The organism is Bacteroidota bacterium (genome assembly GCA_018831055.1).
Taxonomy (GTDB): Bacteria; Bacteroidota; Bacteroidia; order Bacteroidales; family B18-G4; genus M55B132.
Map to the genome: position 1 here is coordinate 1 of JAHJRE010000046.1, position 4088 is coordinate 4088.

At 45.0% G+C, this 4088-nt stretch carries 3 protein-coding genes; 2 read left to right on the plus strand and 1 reads right to left on the minus strand.

The annotated features are described in order from the left end of the window. The coding region (locus tag KKA81_02980; GenBank protein MBU2649875.1) for a VanZ family protein at positions 1-223 on the plus strand (223 nt) is incomplete at its 5' end. 62 nt (positions 224-285) lie between these two features. Further along, positions 286-966: an energy transducer TonB gene (locus KKA81_02985; GenBank protein MBU2649876.1), complete on the plus strand. Its 681-nt coding sequence runs from the start codon at positions 286-288 to the stop codon at positions 964-966. Positions 967-1045: 79 nt separating this feature from the next. Here the strand turns inward: KKA81_02985 and KKA81_02990 are convergent, their stop codons facing one another. After that, positions 1046-3748 (minus strand): adenosylcobalamin-dependent ribonucleoside-diphosphate reductase, encoded by a 2703-nt coding sequence (locus tag KKA81_02990; protein MBU2649877.1) that lies wholly within the window; start codon positions 3746-3748, stop codon positions 1046-1048. Positions 3749-4088: the final 340 nt, after the last annotated feature.

A 4088-nucleotide genomic window follows, 5' to 3' on the forward strand; every position in this document is an offset into this window, starting at 1 on the left:
AGGTTTAAGGAAACAATATCAATTCCCAGGCTTGCGTTATCATTATGTGGTTTACGCATTGCTGTTTGGCATAGTTTTGGGTTTGATAACTGAAGTAATGCAGGTCTTTGTTTTCACAGGAAGGAGCGGAAATGTGTTTGATTTTGCAGCCAACACGATAGGTTGTTTTACAGGATGGGGCGCATACAGGTTATTTAATAGAAAATTAAGACATAAAAAGTAGAGACTAATAAAATTTATTGATATTTTAGCCAACGAATTCAGGATCATTCAAAATTAACAATTATGGATTCCAAGAAAACACCCAAAGCAGATCTTGAAAATAAAAAGATCATATTCAGGCAAATTGGCTTAATCGTTGCCCTTGCCGTCATTTTCCTGGCTTTTGAATGGAAAACCTTCGACAAAACCGTTGAAGGATTTGGCGACAGGATCTCGGAAGATGTTCAGGAAGAAATGGTAGAGATCACCATTCAGAAGAAACAACTGCAACCTCCGCCACCTCCGAAAAAAGTTGTAGTATTGAATCTTGTGGAAGACGACATTGAAGTTGAAGATGACATTCAGATTGACGTTGAGGCGGACCAGGACACCGAAATGGATGAATACGTTCCGGTAGAGGTTGACGAAGAAGAGGTTGAAGAGGAAGCTCCCATTTTCATTGTCGTTGAATCCATGCCAGAATTTCCGGGAGGGATAGAAAAGCTTTACGCGTATCTTGGGGCCAATATCAAATACCCACAGATGGCTCGTGAGAGCGGGATTCAGGGAACTGTTTACGTAACTTTCGTAGTAGAGCGTGATGGTTCCGTTTCCGACATAAAGGTTCTCAGGGGCATTGGTGGTGGATGTGATGAGGAGGCCATCCGTGTGATCCAGAGCATGCCAAAGTGGAATCCCGGAAAACAAAGGGGAAAGCCGGTACGTGTACAGTATAACCTGCCGGTACGCTTTATCCTTCAGTAAAAAGATAAACAAACATAAAACAAAAACCACCTGTCGGGCGACGGGTGGTTTTTTTGCGTCAATCAATAATTAGTTGCTTTTACGAGCATTTGGAGTTTCCACAGTGAGTACAAACCATACAACCCTCCTGGTATTGTAAGGTATCTGCTTCCCCGCAGGCCTCACAGATTTGCTTTTTGATTTTCGTACCGTTTGGTATGAATTTTTTTAGCGCTCTGACCACACCATTCTTCCATGTATTGATGGAGTCTTTTTCCAATTGGAGATTACCAACCAGATCCACGGCAAAGGGCAATGGCATTCCATGTCTCAGGATCCCGGAGATCAGCTTGGCATAATTCCAGTATTCCTTGTCAAACTGACGGGAAAGCCCTTCCATGGTTATTTTGTATCCGTCTTTATCCAGGAACTGAAAGTCGTAACGGTTTTTTCCGTTTTCCGTTTTATTCTTCAAAACCCATCCTTTGTCAACCCATTTTGGAAGAAAGAACCCTTCTTCCTTACCGGTGAATATTTCATAAGGTTTATTGTTCAGAAGCCCTACCACAGCGACCCATTTATCGTTATCATTATGAAATCTTACAATTTCAGCTTCCAGACTGCAGGGCCTTTTGGGTGCATTGGTTTCACGAAATTCATCCGGATTATCTTCCTTCTTTTTGTCTGAACTCACAAGCACGCCGCTTCTGGAACCATCACGATAGATGGTCATGCCTTTGCAACCACTTTCCCATGCGGTCATATAGATCTGACTTACCAGTTCCTCCGGAGTCTCCTCCGGAATGTTAACGGTAACACTGATGCTGTGATCAACCCATTTCTGGATGGAGCCTTGCATCTTCACTTTGCTGACCCAGTCGATATCGTTGGAAGTAGCCTGGAAATATGGCGACTTACGGATGATCTTCTGCAGGTCTTTGTCGTTCATCTGCTTGACCTTCTCAACGTTGTAACCGTTTACGCTAAGCCAAACTTCAAACTTCGGGTGGAAAACGTTATATTCTTCCCAGGCATCTCCGACTTCATCCACGAAGCTGACCGTCACATTTTTATCGTTGGGATTAACTTTTCTTCTCCGTTTGTATGCGATCATGAAAGCCGGTTCGATACCGGATGTTGTTTGGGTACAAATACTAACGCTGCCTGTTGGGGCGATGGTAAGCATGGCAATATTCCTGCGGCCGTATTTGAGCATGTTTTCATAAACCCTGGGTGCGGCTTCACGAATCCTGGAAATAAAAGGGTTATCTTTTTCCCTTTCGCTGTCGAAAACCGGAAAAGCTCCTCTTTCCCTGGCAAGCTTCACGGAAGAGCTATAAACTTCTATGGCAAGCAATTTATGGACTTCCGTAGCAAAACTGATGGCTTCCTCAGAGCCGTAGCGTGAGCTGAGGGCGGCAAGCATATCACCTTCGGCTGTAATTCCAATACCTGTGCGGCGCCCGTTAATCGTCATCCTGCGAATATTTTCCCACATATTGCGTTCCACACGTTTGATTTCTTCATCTTCAGGATCAGAGTTGATTTTTTTCAGGATGGCATCAATCTTCTCTATTTCCAGGTCGATGATATCATCCATGATCCTCAGGGCAAGGTGTGCATGTTTGGTAAAAAGTTCCGAATTGAAACTGGCCTCCGAGGTAAAGGGTTTGTCAACGTAACTATAGAGGTTGACGGCTAATAACCGGCAGCTGTCGTATGGGCAAAGGGGGATTTCACCACAGGGATTGGTGGAAACGGTTTTATAGCCAAGATCGGCATAGCAATCGGGTACGGATTCGCGTAACACCGTATCCCAGAAAAGGACACCGGGTTCAGCCGATTTCCAGGCATTATGGATGATCTTGTTCCACAATTCATGGGCATTGATATCCCTTACAAACACAGGATTCTCACTATCAATGGGGAACTGCTGGGTATAGGTTTCGTTATTCTGCACAGCTTGCATGAACTCATCGTCCAGCTTAACAGAAACATTAGCGCCGGTAACTTTTCCCTGTTCCAGTTTAGCATCGATAAATTTTTCCGAATCGGGGTGTTTGATGGATATGGAGAGCATCAGGGCACCGCGGCGACCATCCTGGGCAACCTCGCGGGTTGAATTGGAATACCTTTCCATGAAGGGAACTATACCGGTGGATGTAAGCGCAGTATTTTTGACCGGACTACCCTGTGGCCTGATCCCGGAAAGATCATGCCCCACCCCGCCCCTGCGCTTCATAAGCTGAACCTGCTCCTGATCGGTTTTCAGGATGGCTCCGTAAGAATCGGAGTTATTCTGCTGACCGATCACAAAGCAATTCGACAGGGAAGAAATCTGAAAATCATTGCCTATTCCGGCCATAGGACTACCCTGGGGAATGATGTAACGAAAGTGGCGAAACAGCTCGAACAACTCATCCTCTGTCAGTGGGTTCGGATATTTCCTTTCTATCCTGGCCACTTCGCGGGCAAGACGGCGGTGCATATCATCAGGGGTGAGTTCATACAGTTTCCCGTTGCTGTCTTTCAGGGCATATTTATTTGCCCACACGTTGGCGGCAAGGGAATCTCCCTGGAAATACTCTGTAGCCTTCTCTATAACTTCTTCGTAAGGATAGCTGGTCAATTCTGACCGGGCCGGGACTGCAGCCGGAGTTTCCTTTTCGACAGAAGCCTCGGCCGGTTTGGGCTCGGGTTGGATACCCGGCCGGGTCCTTTGCTCTATTACCTTTTCATAATAGTTGCTCGTTTCCTTGGTTTCTTTTTGCTGATTTATATTGACAAAAAGGTCTTCGTTCATCGGATGAATTATTTAGTGTTTCACAACAGTAAGCAAATGATTAATTGGATATTACAACAATTGTGCTGCTAACGGATATGTTTTGCTAAGATAAGCTAATTGCAAGGGTTTCGGGGGGAATTTTATCAACACGGAACGGTTGAAAAATTATGAAATAACCTCGTGAACAATCATTGTTATAGCTAAGAAGAAATTATTAACAATTTCTTAATATTTTTTTAATGAAAAGTTTATGTTTGGCAGAGAAAAGTGTTTTTTGGGAAGCTGGATACTGGGGGCCGGGAGTCTGGGGGCTGGGGGCTGGGAGCTGGGGGCTGGGAGCTGGGGACTGGGGGCTGGG